This window comes from Legionella sp. D16C41 (assembly GCF_048541585.1).
Classification (GTDB): domain Bacteria; phylum Pseudomonadota; class Gammaproteobacteria; order Legionellales; family Legionellaceae; genus Legionella_C.
Genome location: NZ_CP183303.1, coordinates 2923270 through 2948187 on the forward strand (window position 1 = coordinate 2923270; position 24918 = coordinate 2948187).

Below are 24918 nucleotides of genomic sequence, written 5' to 3' on the forward strand. Positions count from 1 at the left end.
TTATGGTTGTTGTAGAAGACGGCTTACGCCACTTGCTACAGCTGCTTTTGCTACAGCCCGCGTTACTCGTTCCCTTAAACGCGGATCAATTGGTTTTGGAATAATGTAATTAGCACCAAATTCCCATTCTGTAACGCCTGGGTAATTATCTTTAACACTCTGTGGTACAGGTTCTAAAACTAATGAACGAATTGCTTCAACAGCAGCAATTTGCATTGCACGATTAATGCATGTAGCCCGAACGTCCAGTGCACCGCGAAAAATATAAGGAAAACAAAGTACATTATTAACTTGGTTAGGGTAATCACTGCGTCCCGTGGCAATAATTAAGTCATTGCGAATTTGATAAGCAAATTCTGGTTTAATTTCTGGATCAGGGTTTGATAAAGCAAAAATAATAGGCCTTGCTGCCATTAAATTTAATAATTCAGCACTTAAAAGGTCAGGTTTTGCAACTCCAATAAATACATCAGCGCCAACTAAAGCCTCTGCAAGCGTACGCTTATCTGTAGTACGTGCAAAAGCAAATTTATAGGCATTTAAATCTTCGCGCCCGGCATGAACTACACCTTTAGTATCAAGAAGGTAAATATTTTCTTTACGTGCACCCAGAGCAACGAGCAATTGCATTGAAGCAATTCCAGCGGCTCCCGCCCCAATACACACGATATGTGCTTCTTCTAGTGACTTTTTTTGTAAATCCAAGGCATTTAGTAAACCTGCCGCAACAACAATAGCAGTGCCATGTTGATCATCATGAAAAACGGGGATGTCTAATTGTTCTATAAGCGCTCTTTCCACTTCAAAGCATTCAGGTGCCTTAATATCTTCTAAATTTATACCGCCAAAGGTTGGCGAAATACGTTTGATGGTGGTAATAAATTCTTGCGGATTTGCAGCCTCAATTTCAATATCAAAAGCGTCAATATCTGCGAAACGTTTAAATAATACAGCTTTTCCTTCCATCACAGGTTTGCTGGCTAATGCACCCACATCACCTAAGCCAAGTACGGCAGTCCCATTAGTAATAACTGCAACTAAATTACCCTTTGACGTATAGCGGAAAGCATTTTCAGGATTATCAACTATTGCCAATACGGGCTCAGCAACACCGGGAGTATATGCTAACGACAAATCATCTTGAGAATTTGTGGGTTTCGTAATATGCATACCGAGTTTTCCTGGATTTGGGAATTCATGGTAATGCAATGCACGTTGAGTTAATAAATCTTTATCCAAAGTGCCTACTCTCTTTTCATGGAATTCAGCGAAAAATCATATAGAAAAATAATAAATATGAACAGTCATTTTAGGGAAAAAGGCACATTTTATGGTGCCTTTAAGTATATATGCAATTAAAACTTACAAGAAACAGCTACTGATGCTGTAACCTTGAGCAACCTGGCCACTTTAATTAACGTTATTTGAGTAAATTTATGGCTAACTATTATCTATATAATTAAATTATTTTTACTATTAAGCACGTTCTGATTCACGTTTTTTGTAGCGATCACGGAATTTTTGTACACGACCACCTGTATCCACTAGTTTTTGTTTACCAGTATAGAAAGGATGACATTCTGCGCATACTTCAACATTAAGATCATGACATAATGTTGAACGTGTTTCAAAGGAATGGCCACAACTACAAGTAACTTTGATAGTTTCGTATTTAGGATGAACTGAAGCTTTCATAAATGTATCTCTCTTACAAACGAATATCGCCACCTGAAACCTATGCCGGGCACCATACTCTTAATAAATGACGGCAGAGATTAGCAGAAATAGTATTATAAATCAATTTTTCATAAACTGACTAAATTAAGTTAAAAACACTGTTTTATTAACTATAGCAGACAATTATTCAGAGCTTATTCTTAAATCAATGAAAATCAAAAATATAAACTCTACTTTAAAGAATTGATTGTGTATTAATAAGTAAAAAACTCAGTAGGCCTCTTCGTAAACCACTCTTTATAGCGAATCTAAAGATTTTTAAGACTTAATTTAATAACATTGGTATATTTAAATAACGAGTATATTGCTTAAATACATTAGTTTTTAATCCTTAATAAAAGCTTTTCGTAAATCCTAATAGAATGGTGAATGAAGGGCCTCTGTTAACCCATAGCGCTTAAAACATTACACAAGCAAAAAAAAACAAAATAGCTTTTTCCGATAGAAATTAAATCATTTTCGCAATTTCCTAACAACTTTTTCTAAAAATTTTGAAAGATTTCCTTCAACTTATTTAATACTTACTTATGCAACGGGCGACTGTCTTTTAAATTTTTGTACGATAAAAAATTGATTATTTTGAACAATTTATTAAATTAATGGTCTCTTAATAAATAATTTGTATAATATAAATACCTTTAAATTTTAGAGTTAGTAATGAAAATTGAATTTAGCCCCATATTAAAAGATGATTTACTACTTGTATTATGCTCTCATGGTAGTTCAACGGTATTCACATTAAAATCGAGCGCATATAATGGAAATATACTGTCTGTAAGGCCAAATATAACAGGTATAAAGCGAGATATTAATGATAATACAAAAAGTATCTTTACTGGTGAAATAGCAGATAATGATGAAAATACTGAGCAAGTAGAGAGTTTTTTGTTAGAGCAATTTAGTAAAATAAAAGAAGATAGCGAATATGAGCAAGTTAAAACAATATGGTTCTTTTCAGATGTTAATTTAGGTATTCCAGGTAAGTTACCTGCAGAGAAAGCGTTTACACGGATTAATTAATCTTGTTAAGGAAAGTTTTTCTGACCTTAATAGGGAGCTCTATCTTTTTTCATCAACTAAAGAGATTGTCGATACCTCATCTGAACAGGTTAAAAAAATAGAAAAAGAAAATATTACAGTGCTTCTCAGTACGGCAGCTGGCCCAAAATTAAAAGAACTTGGTATCACAAAATTTGGTGAGAGAAAATCAAATCAATCATCAGAAAAGACAGAACAAAGTAATTACTCTGGAAAATTATTTGATGGAAAGGGTAACGATGATTCAAAGAAGCCCTCTCCTCCTGTCAACTCATTAACAAATAATAAATAAACTATGTCTACTTAGATAAATTAGAAAATCTAATTATTTAAAGCCTAAAAGGCAAACCTTAAGCTAACAAAATTATAAATATCTGCCATTAATTGGCAGATATTTAATGGTTTAGATTATCCAGTTGTGGCTCTTTCAGTCAACGAAGATAATAAGAGATTAGTGTCTTGACATTATTTAAGTAATTTTTTATAGCTAGCGTAAATCGCACTCTTCAGTTATGAAAGTATGTTCCAGAATCACTAGAGCTTTTCATTTCTAATTTTATAGATTTTAATTCATCTTTAAACATTTTAAGTTTTTCTCGATCTATTTCTGGAATAGGAGGCGTTCCGCTTAAAACTTCTGTTTTAAAGAAGCCAGTAAATTTAGAAAACAAAAGACTTGCTGTTCCTGTTAAGCCTACCTCTTTATGTTCTCGATCTTGTATTATAAGTTTTACTGTTGGTGATAATTTAACGCCGTGTTTTTCTAAACGCCGCAAGAAGGCTAAATTCATATTTTTCGCAGCCTGATCGGGGATAGTAATAGTGGAAAATAATTTTTTAGCTAATTCTGGTCCTTCATCCATTTCTATTACTTTTATTAAAGCTACTGCAACTTGCGATTTATTTTGGCGAATAGCTAAGAGCAAATAATCTAATTTATCTTCTGCTGAGAATTGCAAAGGTTTTATTTCTTCCATTAATAATGTCATACACTCTCCACTACCACTATTAATAGTATTTTTAATAGTGCTATCAATAACACTGTATAGGCAATTAGTTTTATCTACGGACCCTGCATTTAAAAAGTTCTGCAGTTGAGAGAAGTTTTTAGCATTATTTAGCACCTCTTTAAGTAATTTCTCATTACCCCCTTGAGCTGCAAAATCAATTGCTTGTATAGCAAATGGTAAATCCTTTCTAAAAGAAATGTTTGTTGAAGAGATATTTAGATTCAAGCGGTCTGTATAATAGTGTTTAAATGCTGGATCTTCTAATAACGTGTCACATACTTCATAACGTCCGCTTATAAGTGCCAATCTTAACAACCAAGGATGAAAATCTGGAAATCCTCTTTGCTCTACTTGTTTCACTAGTGGCTTAATTGCGTTAATATTATTTGCCTCAATAGCGACTATAGTGGCCTGTTTTATATTATCTGAAGTCCATTTAAAATGCAGTAAATACTCTAAAGTATCTTTATCTCCACTATGAGCTGCATAATATAATGTATTAACTATTTTACCAGTACTACTAGTAGCAGTAGCCGTTGCCTCTTCATTACTTTTAATATGAGAATCGTATAAATGGATAGGCTCAGGGAATGGATGACTTCTTTTTACTTGCTTTTCAGGATGAGGTAAAATATGGATATTTAATGCCATATTTTGGCTTGTATATCTTAACGATTGTTTATGTAGTTCTATAGCTAACTTCTCTTCATTAAACAATTCTTTAAGGCCAGAAGGATTGTTAGAATCATAAAGTAGATAATGATCATTTACTTTCCTAACAGCAACAGCATGACCTACCCCAGTAATTATCATTACCTCGTCTTTTTCTAAAGCAATACTTTTAAAAATCTCGGCCCAATTTTGATCTGTGGTTACTAATGAAAAATTAAATATTGAATTTAGTGGCTTATCATTAACCTTTAATATCTGTCCTGAAGACTGCTGGCTAAGCTTTTGATCATATTCCTGCGGAAGATAAGCAAGCATAACTTGCATAATAAAATAGTTAATTTCATCATCACTAAAGTCCTTGCTCTTACTACCTTGAGAAATATGTTCTAAAATTTTAAAAAATTCTTGCTCTTTATTTTCGAAAACATATTTAGCGTATACATACGCTAAGCCATTACACACCCCGGTGGGGTTTAGCTTAAGAGAGGAATTGTTATAAGTTAAATAAGCATTTAACTTTTCAATAATCTTAGCTTGACTTATATCGACCAACATTTAACTAACCATAGTCTAGCAATAATAAATAAGCCCAATCTTTATCTAATTAATTAAGCTTATTTTTAGTTTAGACTAAAATTTTATTCTTTAATGCGTTTATTGAGGCGATAAGATAGACCTTCATAATATGTCCAAACTGCTTATGTTCGAAGGAAGTACAACTTAACTTACTAGAAGTTAGTATTGAAGAGGTTAAAAAATTGCAATTTAAAAAATCCATTTGCTCTATAGTTTATATATATATTTGCAATTAAGTTATATCTAATTCAACAATTACAGGCGTATGATCAGAAGGGCGCTCTACAGACCGAGGTTGCTTATCGATACGTGCAGCGACACATGAATCTTTTAAATCAGTACTTAATAAAATGTGATCAATACGTAAACCGCGATTGCGTCTAAAACCTGCTGCTCGGTAGTCCCACCAACTATATAATTTCTCTTCCTGTGGAAAAATTCTAAAACTATCATGTAGGCCTAAATCTAATAACTGAGCAAATGCCTGCCTCTCCTCTGGGCTAACTAAAACGCTTCCTTCCCACTCAATTGGGTCATGAACATCTTGGTCTTCAGGTGCAATATTAAAATCGCCAACTACAGCTAACTTTGGATAGCTTTCCAATTCTTGCTTAATATGTTCTTTAACTTTAGACAGCCAATCTAATTTATAAAAATATTTATCACATCCTACAGCAGCCCCATTGGGCACATAAAGATTAATTAATCTTAATTGGCCAATAGTTGTAATTAAAATACGACGTTGTGGATCAATTAAATTAGGAATATCAGTTAAAGCTGTACTAAGAGGTTCGCGACTTATGACAGCAACACCATTGTAAGTTTTCTGGCCTGCATAAACTGTATGATAACCACGCTCCGTAAAAACATTTAGCGGAAATTTTTCATCAGGAAGCTTAGTTTCTTGCAGTGCAAGAATATCGATTTGATTGTCTTCAAACCACATTAATACCTGCTCTAAGCGAATTTTAAGTGAATTTACATTCCAAGTAGCTAATTTAAGCACACCAATCTCCATGGTAATCAATAATTAAAGGAGCATGATCTGACCAACGATTTTCCCGATGAATGGCAACAGCCGCTACACTAGCTGTTAAACCTGGTGTAATAACTTGATAATCAATCCGCCAGCCCACATTTTTCTCCCAAGCCCGACCTCTATTAGACCACCAAGTATATTGTTCTTGTTCTTGGTTAAGTAGTCGTCGGAAAGCGTCAACAAACCCTAAAATATCAAATAAATCATCCATCCAAGCTCTTTCTTCAGGTAAGAAACCAGAATTTTTTTGGTTGCCACGCCAATTTTTAAGGTCAATTGCCTTGTGAGCAATATTATAATCACCACAAATAATTAATTCTCGGCCTTGTTGTTTTAGCTCTATTAAATGGTCTCTAAGCCGTTTAAGAAAATCAAATTTAACTTCTTGACGTAGTGGACCACTTGTTCCTGAAGGTAAATAAAGAGAGATTACACTTAATTTAGGATAATCAAATTGCAAATAACGACCTTCTTCATCACAAAAAGCAAAGCCTAACCCTTTTATAACTTGCTGTGGTTTATGGCGTGCATAAATGGCCACGCCACTATAGCCCTTTTTTTGAGCGTCATAGTAATCGCAGTGGTAACCACAAGGGTAATAACTTGCCTCAGATAATTGATGAACTTGTGCTTTTGTTTCTTGAATACAAATGAAATCAGCGTCTTGTGATTCTAACCAATTACAAAATCCTTTACGAACTGCTGATCGTATACCATTAGCATTAAAAGTAATTACTCGCACAATTTGCTCTTAAGTCTTAAATTGATGAAGGTGATTTATAAGCAGAGGAACTATAACAATATCTGATTAGGGAGTAAATGAGCTTTATTTAATTAGAATTAACTGATAATGCATTTAAAAAAGTATTATCATCAGCAATCTTGTCAAAAATAAGCGTTACAAATTTTAACTTACCAGTGATTAAGCTTTCGCCGTTTAATACAGAAACTTGATAACTTAGTGTTCCATTAACCATACTTGGATTCGTGACAATTACTAATACGGTTTTCTGCCCTTCGCCTTCTTCGTTCACTGTAGCAAGCAACGCTTGCGGCGGATTATTAGAAAAATTATTTTTTACTGTTTGATTACGCCAAAGCGATATAAAGTTCTCTAAGGGAAATAAAGCAGCCCCTGCTACACCATTTGGCGTCTGCGTATAATAACTAATATATTTAACAGGCTGACTTAAATTTAAGATATAGTTATTTTTATGTAAAGGCGCTATAGTCGCTTCCGAAGAGGTTAAAAGAAACAATGAATTACCCGCTATAGCGGAAGCTATATTGCTTAACCCCAATAGTAAAAGCGACATAATTATCTTCATGATGGTCCTTTAATAACTACCTATTAGGTTATAGCTAATAACTCATTTCCTTGAGCTTGTTATAATTTTAATTTTTTAAATTAGCTTCCTTTTCAAATTTCTCACTATCTTCTTTGATTTTTTTAATTTTTATTAAATTCATATAGCTATTAAGTTCTTTTTTCTTAATAACCCAGATATTAGCTATCTTTTCAAGCGCCGTGTAAATATTAATAATGCGCATCATTTGATCTTTCATTTTTTCTAAAACATTTAATTTTGTTGTTAAATCAATAATGGCTTGTTCTTTTTTAACTATTTTCTCCTTAGTTTTTTTAGCCTCTTCATCCCGTAAAAAAAGTTTGTAATTACTATAAGCATAGGACACGGCATAATAAATTGTTAAAGAGACTGCAATACTAAATTCTACTAAACGAGCACTCGGATTTCTTAATGCTTGCGCCAATGAATGTAATCCTAATTCTCTTGCTAAGTTAGGTCCACCAGCAAGAAATACAAACATCGAAGCAAATCCCCCCATTATCGTGGGAATGACACCTGCGATTAATGCTAGTAAATTTTTACTAACCCAAGATTTTTGCTTAATAAAGGAGCCACTTTTATTAACAGGATTAGACAGTACTTGAATAAAGGAACTATTTTCATCAGGCAATGATAAATTCCAACCTTTTTTTTCCATCAAATCACAAACTGTGATATCACCTTCTGTATTGGTAATCCAATGAGTAGTTAATAAGCTGTTTAAGCTATTTATAATTTCATTTAGCCTATCAGCATAAAATTCATAAATTTTTTCTATTTTTACTTCCTCACATTTTTTACCAATTACAAAACATAAGTCATTAATCCATTTAATAAAGTCACAATTTTCATTAAAATCACAATATTCAGTAGAAGGCATGCGGCCTACACTAGGCGTATTTTTGTAAAGATAATGCAGTGAATGGTTTAAATATTTAATCGAGGACTCAATTTGTTCCTGCTTTTTATTGAAAATTAACTTAGTAACATGCAGCTGAACATTAAGTATTTTTTGAGTATTGATAGCTGATTGGGCATTTTCAGCAGTTAATTTAAAACTAAAATAACCAACTAGACTACTTGTAATAAGCGCAATAAAGGTAATACCTGCGAGTGTAATAAAAGAGCCTAGACGAAGATCCATAAAGCCTGAGAAACCCATCCATGCGCCAAAGGTACTCGTAATAATACAATTAAGAACTAAAGCGACATTACCTGATTTTTCTTTACCATCTGATTGAATATTAGTATGTTGGGTAATATTTAATGAACCTAAGTGCAGTAAATTTTTAAATTGTCTTTTACTTAAATTTTTTTTAAGATGAGCAGCTCCTAAGCGCAAATGTCCTAAAAGAATTTCAAGCTCAATAATGTTTAAATCTTCTAAATTAACGCCTGCCATAATAATACTACCAGCTTAATTAGCATGTTAATTAAAGTTCAAACAGTTTAACATAAAAGAAAAGCGATTGGGCAACTGATTGAAATTAGTCACAAATCTGCACACTAAAATACTTAACGCTTTATTTTTTTAAAAAATTCAATAATCTAGCTAAGCTAATGAATACCGTAAGATGTTAGGCTAACGATAAGCAGCTTTTCTTTGTAATTTCACGACAAATGACCAAAATAGTTGTTGGACCGAGTGGCCCAACCTATTTTATGTACCTTTAAGATAGCAAGATAGCAGAAAACAGTGTCTATTTTTCTAATAACTTCATAGCAATAGTGCCAAGCCGTTTACCTAATTGTTTTGCTAATGTCATTTCATCTTCACTAATTGGATTATCATTAGTCATTCCAGCTACATGTGACATACCATACGGGCTACCACCTGTTTTAGTTGTGTTTAATAAAGGCTGCGTATAAGGAATACCTAAGAGAATCATGCCATGATGCATTAAGGGCAACATCATACTGGTTAGCGTTGTTTCTTGGCCACCATGCGTTGAAGCAGTAGATGTAAACACACAAGCAGGTTTATTAGCTAAATCGCCAGCTAACCATAACGAGGTTGTAGTATCTAGAAAATATTTAAGCGGAGCTGCCATATTCCCAAATCGAGTAGGACTGCCTAAAGCAAGCCCACTACAATGACGTAAATCATCTAAGGTCACATAAGGGGCTCCTTCATCAGGCACCTCTTTTTCCGTTGATTCACAAACTGTTGATACTGGTGGAACAGTTCGAATACGAGCTTCAATTCCTGCAACACTTTCTACACCACGTGCTATATAGTTTGCTAATTGAGCTGTGGCACCGTATCTTGAGTAAAATAAAACAAGAATATAAGGATTCATCATAATAGTTAAATTCCCTCGTTTTAAAGCTTTAAAAGCCTGCTAGTTCATTAAGCCTTATATATATCACATTAAGACTTATAAGTAGTTGCTTCCTTACTATTAAAGGAGTATAAATAATCATTCTGTCAAACCCTTAATCTTTTTAGAAAATTTTATTGCCTATATGCAGGTTATCGATTAGTTTTTTGCTGTGACATTGCAATAATTTGTTTGAACTATAGGTAAAAATACTAATTAACACGCCTTGTGTATTAATAATTTTTCTCATTAAGCTAATGACATTTAACAGAACCTTCTGTACAATAAAAGTTCTATTTTTTTCACCTTGCTGTATTGGAGTAATAGCATGGCGCATCCGTTGATTAATATTTCGCGCAAGCAAGCGTTATCTTTTGCAAGCTTTCTCGTGCTTTATCAATTTTTAACTTATATTGCCAATGACATGATTATGCCTGGCATGATTCAGGTTGTTACTTCTTTTCAAGGACCAGAATCAGCCATTGCTACTTCACTTACAGCATATATTTTAGGTGGTGCAAGTCTGCAGTTATTTTTAGGCCCTATTTCAGATCGCATTGGCCGCCGACCAGTTATGCTGGCTGGTGCTATATTATTCTTCGTCTTTACCGCGTTTATTGCTTGTTCTAATTCAATCGGCCAATTTTTATTAGCTCGCTACTTTGAAGGTATGGGCCTTTGTTTCATTGGTGTGATTGGTTATGCAACACTGCAGGAAATTTTTGCTGAGATGGATGCTGTCCGCCTGGTAGCAACTTTGGCTAATGTTGCTTCATTAGCGCCTTTATTGGGCCCACTGGCAGGTGCCACCTTTATACTTTATTTTAATTGGCGTGGTATTTTTGTTCTTATTGGAGCGTTTGCTTTGTTAGCATTATGGGGTTTATGGCGTTTTATGCCAGAGCCTGTAGGCGCACAAAAAAAAGATGGCCAAGTTATTCCACGCACTTCATTAGCACCAAAAGTTGTCTTTAAAAATTATTTAAAGCTCCTCACCAATCCTGGTTTTATGGTAGGGGCATGGGTTGCTGGTTTGGTTGGCGTGCCATGTGTTGCCTGGATTGCTATTTCTCCCATTATTATCGTTGCTGATGCAAAACTAAGTGTTATTGCTTATGCGCTTTGGCAATTACCTATTTTTGGTGCAGGTTTATTAGGCAATTGGTATTTACATCGCTTGACACGCCAAAGAGGACTCAAATTTATCATTTTCTTCGGCTCAATTTTAGCCACAGCAGGCCTACTTATTACTTTTTTATTGCCTAGTTTAATTAATACCAATTTTGAATGGCTTTTACCTGGTTTAACCTTATATGGCTTTGGTTTAGGAGTAACGGCGGCGCCGTTAAATAGATATGTTTTATTCTCAACTTCCGTAAGTAAAGGAACAGCATACGCTATGATTAGTTTAATTAGTATGGTGGCACAAGCTATAGGTGTAGAAACAGCCAATCATATCTATGCTAATCACAATAATAATTATTTTGGCTTATACTGTGCAATAATTGGATTAATATATCTACTAGGCTTAGTCATTGTTTTTGCGCTATCGCTACAGTCGAAAGAAGAGCTATCCCTTTCTGCACCAGCAGCTTAAAAGCGTAAACCTATAGCGCAAGGAAGCACATAGGAAGAAAATGTAGCTATAAACTATTCTAAAAACAAATAAGCTTTAAATCTTTGTAAGATTTAATAGATTTATTAGGAACTTATTCGAATAGAATAAATTTTTAATTTATTCTCAACATGGAAAGCGCTATGGATTGGAAGAAAGAAGTCAATTTAAGATGGGGAAAGATAGAGCGATTTATTCGTTTTGTCATTAACCACTTTATTGAAGACGACTGCGCTTATCGTGCTTCCGCCCTGGCTTTTACAACTTTATTAGCCCTTGTTCCACTAATGACAGTAGGCTTCTCTATTCTTTCTTCTTTTCCAGTTTTTCATAATTTTAGTGGGCCTATACAAGATTTTATTTTTGAAAATTTTGTACCTGCCACTGGAAAAGTCGTACAAAATTATGTGCAAGACTTTGCTACCCAAGTGGTAAAACTCCCAGTATGGGGAGTCACTTTCTTATTTGTAACGGCCATACTTGTTATGGTTACTATTGAACGCGCTATGAATAAAATATGGCGTGTATCTAGTGCAAGAAAGGGAGTTGCTGCATTTTTGCTTTATTGGGCAATTTTATCGCTTGGTCCTATTTTGCTAGGCTTAAGTCTAGCAGCAAGTTCGTATTTAGTTTCTATTCCTTTTTTAAAAGATGAACAAGCACCCTCTTTTATTTTAAATTTATTGCCTTTTATACTCTCGTTGACTGGGTTTACTTTCCTATATGTGATTGTCCCTAATCGCCCAGTGCAGTTTGAGCATGGATTTATCGGTGGATTATTTGCAACTATCTTATTTGAGTCAGCTAAGCAAGGCTTTGCTTATTATTTATCACACTATAATACTTACCAATTACTTTATGGCGCTTTTGCTATCTTGCCTATTTTCTTTATTTGGGTTTATTGGGTTTGGCTTATTACTTTATTAGGTGCTGAAGTAAGTTATGCTCTGTCTGTACACCATAAAAGGCGAAGCGGTAAGCCAATAGACGGCTGTTCCCATGCGCTACTTTGGCTCCAGTTATTATGGCTAAAACAAAAAGATGGACAAGGCTTGTGTCTAGATGAACTCATTCAGGCGAGCGCCCAACCTTTTGAAATTGACAGTGATCATATGATTAGTGAGTTGCAAAAAATTAATTTAGTTCATATAGGTGCTGATGGGCGCTACTTATTAAGTCGAGATTTAAATGAAATTTCTTTATATTGGCTAAGTAAACATTTACCGTATAACTTACCTGATCAATATGATTTTGAAGGTACAGCTACAATATATCCCTGGAAACAATTTTTAAAGAAAATGATAAGCTGCTGCAACAAACCTTATCTATCAGTCTTGCTAAATTATTTAGTAGCGGTATTCCTGCCAATAAAGATATTGTTAGAATTAATTCATCTGGCAATAGATAAACAGTAAATACGTTGGAATGATTAAGATAAATTAACTACCTAATTGGAAACCTAGTTTAGAAAGCCTCACGCCCTAGGTTTTAGCCAAGATGCAAGCTCGTTAGGCAAAGGAGTATACATAGAAATATATAACTTAAACCTTGCGAGCTTACAAACCTAGGGTGAAGTTTAGTGGTGATATTATAGAATATATCTTGCTAGATCTTCATCTTCCACTAGTTTACCTAAATGAGCATCAACGTAAGCTTTATCAACGTGAACAGTTTCACCAGCTTTATCAGTTGCCTCAAAGGAGACTACTTCTAAAAGCCGCTCCATCACAGTATAAAGCCGGCGAGCACCAATATTTTCTGTACGCTCATTAACTCGCCAAGCCACTTCAGCAATGCGTTTGACTCCTGTTTCGTCAAAGCTTAAGCTCAATCCTTCGGTAGCCATTAAAGCAATATATTGCTCTGTTAGAGAATTACTAGGCTCGGTTAAGATACGTACAAAATCATCTACACTAAGTGCATTTAATTCCACACGAATAGGTAATCGTCCTTGTAATTCAGCAATTAAATCGGAAGGCTTTGCGACATGAAAAGCTCCTGAAGCTATAAATAACACGTGATCCGATTTAACTGGGCCATATTTAGTAGAAATAGTAGTACCTTCAACTAAAGGTAATAAATCACGTTGTACACCTTCCCGTGATACATCCCCACCGCTACCATGTTCAGCGCGTTTAGCTACCTTATCTAATTCATCAATAAAGACAATACCATTTTGCTCAACGCTTTCGATAGCTCTGGATTTAATATCTTCTTCGTTAATTAACTTTGCTGCTTCTTCTTCGCGTAATAATTTCATCGCTTTGGCAATAGTTAATTTACGTGTTTTAGTGCGATTACTACCGACCTGGTGAAACATGGCTTGTAGTTGACTAGTCATTTCTTCCATGCCTGGAGGAGCCATAATTTCTATTCCCACAGGATTTACAGCTAAATCAATTTCGATTTCATTATCGTCTAGCAAGCCTTCTCGTAATTGTTTACGAAAAACTTGTCTGGTGGTGCTGTCTTTTTCAGCTGGTGTTAAGCCACCGCGTGGTGGAGGGAGAAGCGCATCAAGAACTCGATTTTCGGCAGCATCTTCTGATAAATGCTCCACTTTCTTCATGGCCATTTGCCTTTCTTGTTTAATGGAAATATCCACTAAATCACGCATAATTGAATCAACATCACGCCCTACATAGCCAACCTCAGTAAATTTAGTAGCTTCTACTTTAAGAAAGGGGGCTTCGGCTAATTTGGCTAACCGCCTAGCAATTTCAGTTTTACCTACACCTGTGGGGCCAATCATTAAGATATTTTTAGGCATTATTTCATTACGTAAATCGTCATCTTTAATTTGCATACGACGCCATCGATTACGTAAAGCAATAGCTACAGCACGTTTTGCTTCGTCCTGCCCAATTATATGTTAAAATATTTTTTTGGTAACCAGCTTAACGCCAAAGATAAAACACCAACAAAAGCAAAAGAAGACCCAAAGCCAACCAAAAATCGTCCACAGCCTGCAATTAACATAGAGGATATATTAGTAAACATCCAAGAACCAACAGTACAACATAAACAAGCGAACGTTAATAATTTATGTGGCCCATAGCGATCCATTAACATACCTACAGGTAACTGCATAGGCGAATAAGCAAAATAATAGAAAGCTGATAGCTGCCCAAAAGTAGTCGCCGAAATGTGGCCAAATGCCGCACTGAGTTCACTTTGTAAGGCACCCGGTATAATTCTTAAAACAAATTCATAACAATAAAAAAGTGCACCTACCGCACAAACGAAGCAGCCAAAAATAGCTTGGCTCCTACTAACAGATTTAATCATTTGTAATTGCATAAGTTTCTTTTAAAAAAAAGGTTAAAATGGCAGCGATAATGATACCCAATGGTATAATCGATAAAGCGAATTGATAGTCGTCTGCTGTGTACAACTGTTGCAACTTATCAAAACCCAATTGATTAGGTAGAGTATTTGCATTATGTGACGCTAAACTAAAATCTAGTAATCGGCCTACTAAAGGCTGCAGAAACATAGCGCCAAGCATTACCGTCATATTGGTTAAAGACATTGCAGTCCCTGCTGCCTCAGCAGGGCTTAATTCTCTACCAATAGCAAAAACAATACATTGTGCACTATAAAAGAGCCCTAAGGCAAACATTAAAAAATTAATACTCATCTGATTTAAATCAGGCATATAAAGTATAATCATCATAATAATTGCGGCTCCCGAAGCACCAACTAATAATGGAAGCCTACGTCTTTTTATTTTGTCTGAGATAAAACCCATCAGTGGAGCACCAATAGTAAACCCAAGAAAAAGCAAAGAATTGGCAAAATCAGCGCCTGAAGAGGTTAAGTTATGAGCATGTTTTAAATAAGGAATTCCCCATAATTCAGCGAACACAGTGGTTGGTAAATAAACTAAACAGCCAATAGCGCCATTTATCCAAACTTGTTTATTTTTAACTATAATGCCTAAATCAATCATACTCTTATGGAAACTTGAAATTGTTCCACTAGAAGCTTGAGCCTTATCGCTTTTATCGCGAATACCAAACCATAAAATTATACTTAAAAATAATCCAAAATAAGCTGTCATTTCGACAGTAGGACGCCAGCCAATCTTATTTACAAACTCACCTAATAAATTGTCTCCTAACATAGCACCAATTGTACCTAAAGCCGCAGCAAGACCAGATACCATGGCTAGCCTATCTTCTGGCAACCAGATAGTAGCTAATTTTAATACCCCTACAAAAGCAAAGGCAGAACCAAAACCAACAAAAAATCGGCCTATAGCAGCTACCCAAACAATAGATGTGTTCGCAAAAAGAAAGGTTCCAACAACACAAATAAGACATGCAAAAGTAATTAGTCGTCTAGGACCAAATCGGTCTAGTAAAACACCTACCGGTACTTGCATTGGTACATAAGCATAATAATAAAAAGCAGATAAAAATCCAAACCCAGTCGCTGATAAATTAAAATGAAGCCTTAAAGGATGCTCCATAACACTTGGCGATATTCTTAACAAATATTCATAACTATAAAAAAGGGCCCCAAGCGCACAAATTAACCAAGCACAAAGAAAATACCTTGTATTACTGTTACTATGCAAAATAAGCTCCTTAACTTAAGGTTAAGTACTAAATCCTTTTATTTAAATTAAAATAAACCGAATTTAATTAGCTCTTCTTTAGCTAATTATGGTTGTTGTAGAAGACGGCTTACGCCACTTGCTACAGCTGCTTTTGCTACAGCCCGCGTTACTCGTTCCCTTAAACGCGGATCAATTGGTTTTGGAATAATGTAATTAGCACCAAATTCCCATTCTGTAACGCCTGGGTAATTATCTTTAACACTCTGTGGTACAGGTTCTAAAACTAATGAACGAATTGCTTCAACAGCAGCAATTTGCATTGCACGATTAATGCATGTAGCCCGAACGTCCAGTGCACCGCGAAAAATATAAGGAAAACAAAGTACATTATTAACTTGGTTAGGGTAATCACTGCGTCCCGTGGCAATAATTAAGTCATTGCGAATTTGATAAGCAAATTCTGGTTTAATTTCTGGATCAGGGTTTGATAAAGCAAAAATAATAGGCCTTGCTGCCATTAAATTTAATAATTCAGCACTTAAAAGGTCAGGTTTTGCAACTCCAATAAATACATCAGCGCCAACTAAAGCCTCTGCAAGCGTACGCTTATCTGTAGTACGTGCAAAAGCAAATTTATAGGCATTTAAATCTTCGCGCCCGGCATGAACTACACCTTTAGTATCAAGAAGGTAAATATTTTCTTTACGTGCACCCAGAGCAACGAGCAATTGCATTGAAGCAATTCCAGCGGCTCCCGCCCCAATACACACGATATGTGCTTCTTCTAGTGACTTTTTTTGTAAATCCAAGGCATTTAGTAAACCTGCCGCAACAACAATAGCAGTGCCATGTTGATCATCATGAAAAACGGGGATGTCTAATTGTTCTATAAGCGCTCTTTCCACTTCAAAGCATTCAGGTGCCTTAATATCTTCTAAATTTATACCGCCAAAGGTTGGCGAAATACGTTTGATGGTGGTAATAAATTCTTGCGGATTTGCAGCCTCAATTTCAATATCAAAAGCGTCAATATCTGCGAAACGTTTAAATAATACAGCTTTTCCTTCCATCACAGGTTTGCTGGCTAATGCACCCACATCACCTAAGCCAAGTACGGCAGTCCCATTAGTAATAACTGCAACTAAATTACCCTTTGACGTATAGCGGAAAGCATTTTCAGGATTATCAACTATTGCCAATACGGGCTCAGCAACACCGGGAGTATATGCTAACGACAAATCATCTTGAGAATTTGTGGGTTTCGTAATATGCATACCGAGTTTTCCTGGATTTGGGAATTCATGGTAATGCAATGCACGTTGAGTTAATAAATCTTTATCCAAAGTGCCTACTCTCTTTTCATGGAATTCAGCGAAAAATCATATAGAAAAATAATAAATATGAACAGTCATTTTAGGGAAAAAGGCACATTTTATGGTGCCTTTAAGTATATATGCAATTAAAACTTACAAGAAACAGCTACTGATGCTGTAACCTTGAGCAACCTGGCCACTTTAATTAACGTTATTTGAGTAAATTTATGGCTAACTATTATCTATATAATTAAATTATTTTTACTATTAAGCACGTTCTGATTCACGTTTTTTGTAGCGATCACGGAATTTTTGTACACGACCACCTGTATCCACTAGTTTTTGTTTACCAGTATAGAAAGGATGACATTCTGCGCATACTTCAACATTAAGATCATGACATAATGTTGAACGTGTTTCAAAGGAATGGCCACAACTACAAGTAACTTTGATAGTTTCGTATTTAGGATGAACTGAAGCTTTCATAAATGTATCTCTCTTACAAACGAATATCGCCACCTGAACCTATGCCGGGCACCATACTCTTAATAAATGACGGCAGAGATTAGCAGAAATAGTATTATAAATCAATTTTTCATAAACTGACTAAATTAAGTTAAAAACACTGTTTTATTAACTATAGCAGACAATTATTCAGAGCTTATTCTTAAATCAATGAAAATCAAAAATATAAACTCTACTTTAAAGAATTGATTGTGTATTAATAAGTAAAAAACTCAGTAGGCCTCTTCGTAAACCACTCTTTATAGCGAATCTAAAGATTTTTAAGACTTAATTTAATAACATTGGTATATTTAAATAACGAGTATATTGCTTAAATACATTAGTTTTTAATCCTTAATAAAAGCTTTTCGTAAATCCTAATAGAATGGTGAATGAAGGGCCTCTGTTAACCCATAGCGCTTAAAACATTACACAAGCAAAAAAAAACAAAATAGCTTTTTCCGATAGAAATTAAATCATTTTCGCAATTTCCTAACAACTTTTTCTAAAAATTTTGAAAGATTTCCTTCAACTTATTTAATACTTACTTATGCAACGGGCGACTGTCTTTTAAATTTTTGTACGATAAAAAATTGATTATTTTGAACAATTTATTAAATTAATGGTCTCTTAATAAATAATTTGTATAATATAAATACCTTTAAATTTTAGAGTTAGTAATGAAAATTGAATTTAGCCCCATATTAAAAGATGATTTACTACTTGTATTATGCTCTCATGGTAGTTCAACGGTATTCACATTAAAATCGAGCGCATATAATGGAAATATACTGTCTGTAAGGCCAAATATAACAGGTATAAAGCGAGATATTAATGATAATACAAAAAGTATCTTTACTGGTGAAATAGCAGATAATGATGAAAATACTGAGCAAGTAGAGAGTTTTTTGTTAGAGCAATTTAGTAAAATAAAAGAAGATAGCGAATATGAGCAAGTTAAAACAATATGGTTCTTTTCAGATGTTAATTTAGGTATTCCAGGTAAGTTACCTGCAGAAGAGCGTTTACACGGATTAATTAATCTTGTTAAGGAAAGTTTTTCTGACCTTAATAGGGAGCTCTATCTTTTTTCATCAACTAAAGAGATTGTCGATACCTCATCTGAACAGGTTAAAAAAATAGAAAAAGAAAATATTACAGTGCTTCTCAGTACGGCAGCTGGCCCAAAATTAAAAGAACTTGGTATCACAAAATTTGGTGAGAGAAAATCAAATCAATCATCAGAAAAGACAGAACAAAGTAATTACTCTGGAAAATTATTTGATGGAAAGGGTAACGATGATTCAAAGAAGCCCTCTCCTCCTGTCAACTCATTAACAAATAATAAATAAACTATGTCTACTTAGATAAATTAGAAAATCTAATTATTTAAAGCCTAAAAGGCAAACCTTAAGCTAACAAAATTATAAATATCTGCCATTAATTGGCAGATATTTAATGGTTTAGATTATCCAGTTGTGGCTCTTTCAGTCAACGAAGATAATAAGAGATTAGTGTCTTGACATTATTTAAGTAATTTTTTATAGCTAGCGTAAATCGCACTCTTCAGTTATGAAAGTATGTTCCAGAATCACTAGAGCTTTTCATTTCTAATTTTATAGATTTTAATTCATCTTTAAACATTTTAAGTTTTTCTCGATCTATTTCTGGAATAGGAGGCGTTCCGCTTAAAACTTCTGTTTTAAAGAAGCCAGTAAATTTAGAAAACAAAAGACTTGCTGTTCCTGTTAAGCCTACCTCTTTATGTTCTCGATCTTGTATTATAAGTTTTACTGTTGGTGATAATTTAACGCCGTGTTTTTCTAAACGCCGCAAGAAGGCTAAATTCATATTTTTCGCAGCCTGATCGGGGATAGTAATAGTGGAAAATAATTTTTTAGCTAATTCTGGTCCTTCATCCATTTCTATTACTTTTATTAAAGCTACTGCAACTTGCGATTTATTTTGGCGAATAGCTAAGAGCAAATAATCTAATTTATCTTCTGCTGAGAATTGCAAAGGTTTTATTTCTTCCATTAATAATGTCATACACTCTCCACTACCACTATTAATAGTATTTTTAATAGTGCTATCAATAACACTGTATAGGCAATTAGTTTTATCTACGGACCCTGCATTTAAAAAGTTCTGCAGTTGAGAGAAGTTTTTAGCATTATTTAGCACCTCTTTAAGTAATTTCTCATTACCCCCTTGAGCTGCAAAATCAATTGCTTGTATAGCAAATGGTAAATCCTTTCTAAAAGAAATGTTTGTTGAAGAGATATTTAGATTCAAGCGGTCTGTATAATAGTGTTTAAATGCTGGATCTTCTAATAACGTGTCACATACTTCATAACGTCCGCTTATAAGTGCCAATCTTAACAACCAAGGATGAAAATCTGGAAATCCTCTTTGCTCTACTTGTTTCACTAGTGGCTTAATTGCGTTAATATTATTTGCCTCAATAGCGACTATAGTGGCCTGTTTTATATTATCTGAAGTCCATTTAAAATGCAGTAAATACTCTAAAGTATCTTTATCTCCACTATGAGCTGCATAATATAATGTATTAACTATTTTACCAGTACTACTAGTAGCAGTAGCCGTTGCCTCTTCATTACTTTTAATATGAGAATCGTATAAATGGATAGGCTCAGGGAATGGATGACTTCTTTTTACTTGCTTTTCAGGATGAGGTAAAATATGGATATTTAATGCCATATTTTGGCTTGTATATCTTAACGATTGTTTATGTAGTTCTATAGCTAACTTCTCTTCATTAAACAATTCTTTAAGGCCAGAAGGATTGTTAGAATCATAAAGTAGATAATGATCATTTACTTTCCTAACAGCAACAGCATGACCTACCCCAGTAATTATCATTACCTCGTCTTTTTCTAAAGCAATACTTTTAAAAATCTCGGCCCAATTTTGATCTGTGGTTACTAATGAAAAATTAAATATTGAATTTAGTGGCTTATCATTAACCTTTAATATCTGTCCTGAAGACTGCTGGCTAAGCTTTTGATCATATTCCTGCGGAAGATAAGCAAGCATAACTTGCATAATAAAATAGTTAATTTCATCATCACTAAAGTCCTTGCTCTTACTACCTTGAGAAATATGTTCTAAAATTTTAAAAAATTCTTGCTCTTTATTTTCGAAAACATATTTAGCGTATACATACGCTAAGCCATTACACACCCCGGTGGGGTTTAGCTTAAGAGAGGAATTGTTATAAGTTAAATAAGCATTTAACTTTTCAATAATCTTAGCTTGACTTATATCGACCAACATTTAACTAACCATAGTCTAGCAATAATAAATAAGCCCAATCTTTATCTAATTAATTAAGCTTATTTTTAGTTTAGACTAAAATTTTATTCTTTAATGCGTTTATTGAGGCGATAAGATAGACCTTCATAATATGTCCAAACTGCTTATGTTCGAAGGAAGTACAACTTAACTTACTAGAAGTTAGTATTGAAGAGGTTAAAAAATTGCAATTTAAAAAATCCATTTGCTCTATAGTTTATATATATATTTGCAATTAAGTTATATCTAATTCAACAATTACAGGCGTATGATCAGAAGGGCGCTCTACAGACCGAGGTTGCTTATCGATACGTGCAGCGACACATGAATCTTTTAAATCAGTACTTAATAAAATGTGATCAATACGTAAACCGCGATTGCGTCTAAAACCTGCTGCTCGGTAGTCCCACCAACTATATAATTTCTCTTCCTGTGGAAAAATTCTAAAACTATCATGTAGGCCTAAATCTAATAACTGAGCAAATGCCTGCCTCTCCTCTGGGCTAACTAAAACGCTTCCTTCCCACTCAATTGGGTCATGAACATCTTGGTCTTCAGGTGCAATATTAAAATCGCCAACTACAGCTAACTTTGGATAGCTTTCCAATTCTTGCTTAATATGTTCTTTAACTTTAGACAGCCAATCTAATTTATAAAAATATTTATCACATCCTACAGCAGCCCCATTGGGCACATAAAGATTAATTAATCTTAATTGGCCAATAGTTGTAATTAAAATACGACGTTGTGGATCAATTAAATTAGGAATATCAGTTAAAGCTGTACTAAGAGGTTCGCGACTTATGACAGCAACACCATTGTAAGTTTTCTGGCCTGCATAAACTGTATGATAACCACGCTCCGTAAAAACATTTAGCGGAAATTTTTCATCAGGAAGCTTAGTTTCTTGCAGTGCAAGAATATCGATTTGATTGTCTTCAAACCACATTAATACCTGCTCTAAGCGAATTTTAAGTGAATTTACATTCCAAGTAGCTAATTTAAGCACACCAATCTCCATGGTAATCAATAATTAAAGGAGCATGATCTGACCAACGATTTTCCCGATGAATGGCAACAGCCGCTACACTAGCTGTTAAACCTGGTGTAATAACTTGATAATCAATCCGCCAGCCCACATTTTTCTCCCAAGCCCGACCTCTATTAGACCACCAAGTATATTGTTCTTGTTCTTGGTTAAGTAGTCGGAAAGCGTCAACAAACCCTAAAATATCAAATAAATCATCCATCCAAGCTCTTTCTTCAGGTAAGAAACCAGAATTTTTTTGGTTGCCACGCCAATTTTTAAGGTCAATTGCCTTGTGAGCAATATTATAATCACCACAAATAATTAATTCTCGGCCTTGTTGTTTTAGCTCTATTAAATGGTCTCTAAGCCGTTTAAGAAAATCAAATTTAACTTCTTGACGTAGTGGACCACTTGTTCCTGAAGGTAAATAAAGAGAGATTACACTTAATTTAGGATAATCAAATTGCAAATAACGACCTTCTTCATCACAAAAAGCAAAGCCTAACCCTTTTATAACTTGCTGTGGTTTATGGCGTGCATAAATGGCCACGCCACTATAGCCCTTTTTTTGAGCGTCATAGTAATCGCAGTGGTAACCACAAGGGTAATAACTTGCCTCAGATAATTGATGAACTTGTGCTTTTGTTTCTTGAATACAAATGAAATCAGCGTCTTGTGATTCTAACCAATTACAAAATCCTTTACGAACTGCTGATCGTATACCATTAGCATTAAAAGTAATTACTCGCACAATTTGCTCTTAAGTCTTAAATTGATGAAGGTGATTTATAAGCAGAGGAACTATAACAATATCTGATTAGGGAGTAAATGAGCTTTATTTAATTAGAATTAACTGATAATGCATTTAAAAAAGTATTATCATCAGCAATCTTGTCAAAAATAAGCGTTACAAATTTTAACTTACCAGTGATTAAGCTTTCGCCGTTTAATACAGAAACTTGATAACTTAGTGTTCCATTAACCATACTTGGATTCGTGACAATTACTAATACGGTTTTCTGCCCTTCGCCTTCTTCGTTCACTGTAGCAAGCAACGCTTGCGGCGGATTATTAGAAAAATTATTTTTTACTGTTTGATTACGCCAAAGCGATATAAAGTTCTCTAAGGGAAATAAAGCAGCCCCTGCTACACCATTTGGCGTCTGCGTATAATAACTAATATATTTAACAGGCTGACTTAAATTTAAGATATAGTTATTTTTATGTAAAGGCGCTATAGTCGCTTCCGAAGAGGTTAAAAGAAACAATGAATTACCCGCTATAGCGGAAGCTATATTGCTTAACCCCAATAGTAAAAGCGACATAATTATCTTCATGATGGTCCTTTAATAACTACCTATTAGGTTATAGCTAATAACTCATTTCCTTGAGCTTGTTATAATTTTAATTTTTTAAATTAGCTTCCTTTTCAAATTTCTCACTATCTTCTTTGATTTTTTTAATTTTTATTAAATTCATATAGCTATTAAGTTCTTTTTTCTTAATAACCCAGATATTAGCTATCTTTTCAAGCGCCGTGTAAATATTAATAATGCGCATCATTTGATCTTTCATTTTTTCTAAAACATTTAATTTTGTTGTTAAATCAATAATGGCTTGTTCTTTTTTAACTATTTTCTCCTTAGTTTTTTTAGCCTCTTCATCCCGTAAAAAAAGTTTGTAATTACTATAAGCATAGGACACGGCATAATAAATTGTTAAAGAGACTGCAATACTAAATTCTACTAAACGAGCACTCGGATTTCTTAATGCTTGCGCCAATGAATGTAATCCTAATTCTCTTGCTAAGTTAGGTCCACCAGCAAGAAATACAAACATCGAAGCAAATCCCCCCATTATCGTGGGAATGACACCTGCGATTAATGCTAGTAAATTTTTACTAACCCAAGATTTTTGCTTAATAAAGGAGCCACTTTTATTAACAGGATTAGACAGTACTTGAATAAAGGAACTATTTTCATCAGGCAATGATAAATTCCAACCTTTTTTTTCCATCAAATCACAAACTGTGATATCACCTTCTGTATTGGTAATCCAATGAGTAGTTAATAAGCTGTTTAAGCTATTTATAATTTCATTTAGCCTATCAGCATAAAATTCATAAATTTTTTCTATTTTTACTTCCTCACATTTTTTACCAATTACAAAACATAAGTCATTAATCCATTTAATAAAGTCACAATTTTCATTAAAATCACAATATTCAGTAGAAGGCATGCGGCCTACACTAGGCGTATTTTTGTAAAGATAATGCAGTGAATGGTTTAAATATTTAATCGAGGACTCAATTTGTTCCTGCTTTTTATTGAAAATTAACTTAGTAACATGCAGCTGAACATTAAGTATTTTTTGAGTATTGATAGCTGATTGGGCATTTTCAGCAGTTAATTTAAAACTAAAATAACCAACTAGACTACTTGTAATAAGCGCAATAAAGGTAATACCTGCGAGTGTAATAAAAGAGCCTAGACGAAGATCCATAAAGCCTGAGAAACCCATCCATGCGCCAAAGGTACTCGTAATAATACAATTAAGAACTAAAGCGACATTACCTGATTTTTCTTTACCATCTGATTGAATATTAGTATGTTGGGTAATATTTAATGAACCTAAGTGCAGTAAATTTTTAAATTGTCTTTTACTTAAATTTTTTTTAAGATGAGCAGCTCCTAAGCGCAAATGTCCTAAAAGAATTTCAAGCTCAATAATGTTTAAATCTTCTAAATTAACGCCTGCCATAATAATACTACCAGCTTAATTAGCATGTTAATTAAAGTTCAAACAGTTTAACATAAAAGAAAAGCGATTGGGCAA

At 34.1% G+C, this 24918-nt stretch carries 22 protein-coding genes and 1 pseudogene; 5 read left to right on the top strand and 18 right to left on the bottom strand.

From position 1 onward, the window contains the following. The gene (locus tag ACNVED_RS12655; RefSeq protein ID WP_419419362.1) at positions 1-1239 is read right to left on the bottom strand and encodes a malic enzyme-like NAD(P)-binding protein; all 1239 of its coding nucleotides are present in this window, start codon (positions 1237-1239) and stop codon (positions 1-3) included. Positions 1240-1476: 237 nt separating this feature from the next. Continuing rightward, the gene (gene rpmE / locus ACNVED_RS12660; RefSeq protein ID WP_419419363.1) at positions 1477-1695 is read right to left on the bottom strand and encodes a 50S ribosomal protein L31; all 219 of its coding nucleotides are present in this window, start codon (positions 1693-1695) and stop codon (positions 1477-1479) included. Positions 1696-2394: 699 nt separating this feature from the next. Here rpmE (ACNVED_RS12660) and ACNVED_RS12665 point away from each other — a divergent pair. After that, positions 2395-2757, top strand: a complete 363-nt coding sequence (locus ACNVED_RS12665; protein ID WP_419419364.1) for a hypothetical protein — start codon at positions 2395-2397, stop codon at positions 2755-2757. A gap of 118 nt (positions 2758-2875) precedes the next feature. Then, positions 2876-3067: a hypothetical protein gene (locus ACNVED_RS12670; RefSeq protein WP_419419365.1), complete on the top strand. Its 192-nt coding sequence runs from the start codon at positions 2876-2878 to the stop codon at positions 3065-3067. Positions 3068-3281: 214 nt separating this feature from the next. On the opposite strand, the gene ACNVED_RS12675 is transcribed toward ACNVED_RS12670, so the two are convergent. From ACNVED_RS12675 to wrbA, 6 genes are all read right to left on the bottom strand, one after another. Continuing rightward, positions 3282-5012 (bottom strand): hypothetical protein, encoded by a 1731-nt coding sequence (locus ACNVED_RS12675; RefSeq protein ID WP_419419366.1) that lies wholly within the window; start codon positions 5010-5012, stop codon positions 3282-3284. 253 nt (positions 5013-5265) lie between these two features. After that, positions 5266-6039, bottom strand: a complete 774-nt coding sequence (gene xth, locus ACNVED_RS12680; RefSeq protein ID WP_419419367.1) for an exodeoxyribonuclease III — start codon at positions 6037-6039, stop codon at positions 5266-5268. Beyond that, positions 6032-6814: an exodeoxyribonuclease III gene (locus tag ACNVED_RS12685; protein ID WP_419419368.1), complete on the bottom strand. Its 783-nt coding sequence runs from the start codon at positions 6812-6814 to the stop codon at positions 6032-6034. The genes xth (ACNVED_RS12680) and ACNVED_RS12685 overlap by 8 nt, the downstream gene beginning before the upstream one ends. Positions 6815-6902: 88 nt before the next feature. Further along, a complete protein-coding gene (locus ACNVED_RS12690; RefSeq protein WP_419419369.1) occupies positions 6903-7400 on the bottom strand; it encodes a hypothetical protein in 498 nt (165 codons plus the stop codon). A gap of 67 nt (positions 7401-7467) precedes the next feature. Then, on the bottom strand, positions 7468-8823 hold the full coding sequence (locus ACNVED_RS12695; RefSeq protein ID WP_419419370.1) for a hypothetical protein: 1356 nt from the start codon (positions 8821-8823) through the stop codon (positions 7468-7470). Positions 8824-9121: 298 nt separating this feature from the next. Continuing rightward, positions 9122-9724 (bottom strand): NAD(P)H:quinone oxidoreductase, encoded by a 603-nt coding sequence (wrbA, locus tag ACNVED_RS12700; protein ID WP_419419371.1) that lies wholly within the window; start codon positions 9722-9724, stop codon positions 9122-9124. Between the two features lie 346 nt (positions 9725-10070). Between wrbA and ACNVED_RS12705 the strand changes: the two genes are divergently transcribed. Both ACNVED_RS12705 and ACNVED_RS12710 read left to right on the top strand, forming a co-directional pair. Continuing rightward, a complete protein-coding gene (locus ACNVED_RS12705; RefSeq protein ID WP_419419372.1) occupies positions 10071-11339 on the top strand; it encodes an MFS transporter in 1269 nt (422 codons plus the stop codon). A gap of 161 nt (positions 11340-11500) precedes the next feature. Beyond that, positions 11501-12772, top strand: a complete 1272-nt coding sequence (locus ACNVED_RS12710) for a YihY family inner membrane protein (protein WP_419419373.1) — start codon at positions 11501-11503, stop codon at positions 12770-12772. A gap of 173 nt (positions 12773-12945) precedes the next feature. On the opposite strand, the gene hslU is transcribed toward ACNVED_RS12710, so the two are convergent. The 5 genes and pseudogenes from hslU to rpmE (ACNVED_RS12735) all read right to left on the bottom strand — a co-directional run bounded on the left by hslU (position 12946) and on the right by rpmE (ACNVED_RS12735) (position 17720). Continuing rightward, complete coding sequence (gene hslU / locus ACNVED_RS12715) at positions 12946-14226, bottom strand: ATP-dependent protease ATPase subunit HslU (protein WP_419421193.1); 1281 nt, start codon at positions 14224-14226, stop codon at positions 12946-12948. Next, positions 14226-14645, bottom strand: a pseudogene (locus ACNVED_RS12720) (MFS transporter); the annotation flags it as partial. The gene hslU and the pseudogene ACNVED_RS12720, both read right to left, overlap by 1 nt. Next, entirely contained in the window at positions 14638-15939 is a 1302-nt protein-coding gene (locus ACNVED_RS12725) for an MFS transporter (RefSeq protein ID WP_419419361.1), read from the bottom strand. The gene ACNVED_RS12725 and the pseudogene ACNVED_RS12720, both read right to left, overlap by 8 nt. A gap of 86 nt (positions 15940-16025) precedes the next feature. Further along, positions 16026-17264 (bottom strand): malic enzyme-like NAD(P)-binding protein, encoded by a 1239-nt coding sequence (locus tag ACNVED_RS12730; RefSeq protein WP_419419362.1) that lies wholly within the window; start codon positions 17262-17264, stop codon positions 16026-16028. Positions 17265-17501: 237 nt separating this feature from the next. Continuing rightward, entirely contained in the window at positions 17502-17720 is a 219-nt protein-coding gene (gene rpmE, locus ACNVED_RS12735) for a 50S ribosomal protein L31 (protein ID WP_419419363.1), read from the bottom strand. Positions 17721-18418: 698 nt separating this feature from the next. Here rpmE (ACNVED_RS12735) and ACNVED_RS12740 point away from each other — a divergent pair. Beyond that, positions 18419-19090 (top strand): hypothetical protein, encoded by a 672-nt coding sequence (locus tag ACNVED_RS12740; protein ID WP_419419374.1) that lies wholly within the window; start codon positions 18419-18421, stop codon positions 19088-19090. A 214-nt stretch (positions 19091-19304) separates the two neighbouring features. On the opposite strand, the gene ACNVED_RS12745 is transcribed toward ACNVED_RS12740, so the two are convergent. The 5 genes from ACNVED_RS12745 to ACNVED_RS12765 form a co-directional block, all read right to left on the bottom strand. Next, positions 19305-21035, bottom strand: a complete 1731-nt coding sequence (locus ACNVED_RS12745; protein WP_419419366.1) for a hypothetical protein — start codon at positions 21033-21035, stop codon at positions 19305-19307. A gap of 253 nt (positions 21036-21288) precedes the next feature. Beyond that, positions 21289-22062: an exodeoxyribonuclease III gene (xth, locus tag ACNVED_RS12750; RefSeq protein ID WP_419419367.1), complete on the bottom strand. Its 774-nt coding sequence runs from the start codon at positions 22060-22062 to the stop codon at positions 21289-21291. Continuing rightward, positions 22055-22834, bottom strand: coding sequence for an exodeoxyribonuclease III (locus tag ACNVED_RS12755; protein WP_419419375.1), 780 nt, complete (start codon positions 22832-22834; stop codon positions 22055-22057). Before ACNVED_RS12755 ends, xth (ACNVED_RS12750) begins: the two co-directional genes overlap by 8 nt. An 88-nt stretch (positions 22835-22922) precedes the next feature. After that, positions 22923-23420, bottom strand: coding sequence for a hypothetical protein (locus tag ACNVED_RS12760; RefSeq protein ID WP_419419369.1), 498 nt, complete (start codon positions 23418-23420; stop codon positions 22923-22925). Positions 23421-23487: 67 nt separating this feature from the next. Further along, positions 23488-24843 (bottom strand): hypothetical protein, encoded by a 1356-nt coding sequence (locus ACNVED_RS12765; protein ID WP_419419370.1) that lies wholly within the window; start codon positions 24841-24843, stop codon positions 23488-23490. Positions 24844-24918 lie beyond the last annotated feature (75 nt).

Coding starts and splice junctions, on each gene's coding strand:
- rpmE (WP_419419363.1), bottom strand. CDS start 1,695: ATGAAAGCTTCAGTTCATCCTAAATACGAAACTATCAAAGTTACTTGT.
- ACNVED_RS12665 (WP_419419364.1), top strand. CDS start 2,395: ATGAAAATTGAATTTAGCCCCATATTAAAAGATGATTTACTACTTGTA.
- ACNVED_RS12675 (WP_419419366.1), bottom strand. CDS start 5,012: ATGTTGGTCGATATAAGTCAAGCTAAGATTATTGAAAAGTTAAATGCT.
- ACNVED_RS12690 (WP_419419369.1), bottom strand. CDS start 7,400: ATGAAGATAATTATGTCGCTTTTACTATTGGGGTTAAGCAATATAGCT.
- ACNVED_RS12695 (WP_419419370.1), bottom strand. CDS start 8,823: ATGGCAGGCGTTAATTTAGAAGATTTAAACATTATTGAGCTTGAAATT.
- wrbA (WP_419419371.1), bottom strand. CDS start 9,724: ATGATGAATCCTTATATTCTTGTTTTATTTTACTCAAGATACGGTGCC.
- ACNVED_RS12705 (WP_419419372.1), top strand. CDS start 10,071: ATGGCGCATCCGTTGATTAATATTTCGCGCAAGCAAGCGTTATCTTTT.
- ACNVED_RS12710 (WP_419419373.1), top strand. CDS start 11,501: ATGGATTGGAAGAAAGAAGTCAATTTAAGATGGGGAAAGATAGAGCGA.
- rpmE (WP_419419363.1), bottom strand. CDS start 17,720: ATGAAAGCTTCAGTTCATCCTAAATACGAAACTATCAAAGTTACTTGT.
- ACNVED_RS12740 (WP_419419374.1), top strand. CDS start 18,419: ATGAAAATTGAATTTAGCCCCATATTAAAAGATGATTTACTACTTGTA.
- ACNVED_RS12745 (WP_419419366.1), bottom strand. CDS start 21,035: ATGTTGGTCGATATAAGTCAAGCTAAGATTATTGAAAAGTTAAATGCT.
- ACNVED_RS12760 (WP_419419369.1), bottom strand. CDS start 23,420: ATGAAGATAATTATGTCGCTTTTACTATTGGGGTTAAGCAATATAGCT.
- ACNVED_RS12765 (WP_419419370.1), bottom strand. CDS start 24,843: ATGGCAGGCGTTAATTTAGAAGATTTAAACATTATTGAGCTTGAAATT.